1 protein-coding gene is annotated in these 1,365 nt (G+C 63.8%); it reads right to left on the minus strand.

Annotation, left to right across the window (positions count from 1 at the left end):
* Positions 1–13: 13 nt before the first annotated feature.
* A complete protein-coding gene (locus N826_RS38970) occupies positions 14–1,228 on the minus strand; it encodes an ABC transporter substrate-binding protein (RefSeq protein ID WP_044437993.1) in 1,215 nt (404 codons plus the stop codon).
* Positions 1,229–1,365: the final 137 nt, after the last annotated feature.

Here is a 1,365-nt window from a genome sequence, read left to right on the forward strand (position 1 = left end):
GACGGGGCTTCCTTTACTTCGACGCCAGCTTGCAGCCGCTGGCCTCTGCGGTCAGGTAGGCCTGATTGCCGGGGATGGTACGGACGATCTCGTAATAATCCCAGGGATTCTTGCTCTGGTCAGGCGTCTTGACGCGGGCCAGGTACATGTCGTGGACCAGCCGTCCGTTGGACAGCAGCTTGGCGTTCTTGGCGAACATGTCCTCGACCGGCAGCTCCTTCATCTTGGCCGCCACGGTCTTGCCCTCGTCCGACTTCAGCGCCTGGACCGCCTTAAGATAATGCCGGACGGAGGAATAGACGCCGGCGTGGACCATGGTCGGCTTGGAACCCATCTTCTGCTCGTACTTGGCCGACCATGCCCGCGTCTGGTCGTCCATGTCCCAGTAGAAGCCCGTCGTCAGGACCAGCCCCTTGGCGGCTTCCAGGCCCAGCGCATGGATGTCGGAAATGAACAGCAGCAGCCCCGCCAGCGTCTGGCCGGCTTCGGTGATGCCGAACTCGCCCGCCTGCTTGATCGCGTTGGTCGTATCGCCACCGGCATTGGCCAGCCCGATCACCTGGGCGCCCGAGCCCTGCGCCTGGAGCAGGAACGACGAGAAGTCCGATGTGCCCAGCGGATGACGGACCGATCCCATGATCTGGCCGTTCAGCTCCTTCACGACCTTGGTGGTCTCTTCCTCCAGCGAGTGGCCGAAGGCGTAGTCCGCCGTCACGAAGTACCAGCTGTTCTTGCCTTCCTCGGTCAGCGCGCGGGCGGTTCCCGCCGCCATGGCGTGGTTGTCGTAGGTCCAGTGGAAGCCGGTGGGGGAGCAGGCGTCGCCCGTCAGGCGCGTGCTGCCGGGGCCGGACATCAGGAAGATGCGGCCCTTGTCGCGCGTGACTTCCTGCACGGCAAGCGCCGCCGCCGAGTTCGGTACGTCGGCCACGACGTCGACCTGGTCCCGGTCGACCCATTGGCGCGTCAGGTTGGCGGCGATGTCGGCCTTGTTCTGGTGGTCGGCCACCACGATCTCGATCGGAACGCCGTCGATGGCGTTGCCGAACTCTTCCGCCGCCATCCGGGCGGCCACTGCCGAGCCTTCGCCCGCGACGTCGGCATAGATGCCGGAGCGGTCGTTGAGGACGCCGATCTTGATCTTGCCATCGGAGAATGCGGCGCCCTGGGCAAGCGCAGCACCTGACGTCAGGGCGACCAGCGCCGTTCCGGCCAGGATGGATTTGAGCATCTTGTTCATTTTCTTCCCCATTGTACCCTGTTCTGATTCTTCGCTCTTAAGACAGCTCACACGCCCAGATATTCGTGCAGCTTGCCCATATTCGCTTCGAGCTGGTCGTTCGGGATCATGTCGACGATGTTGCCTTC

Origin of the sequence: Skermanella aerolata KACC 11604 (assembly GCF_000936425.1) — a bacterium.
Lineage (GTDB): Bacteria > Pseudomonadota > Alphaproteobacteria > Azospirillales > Azospirillaceae > Skermanella > Skermanella aerolata.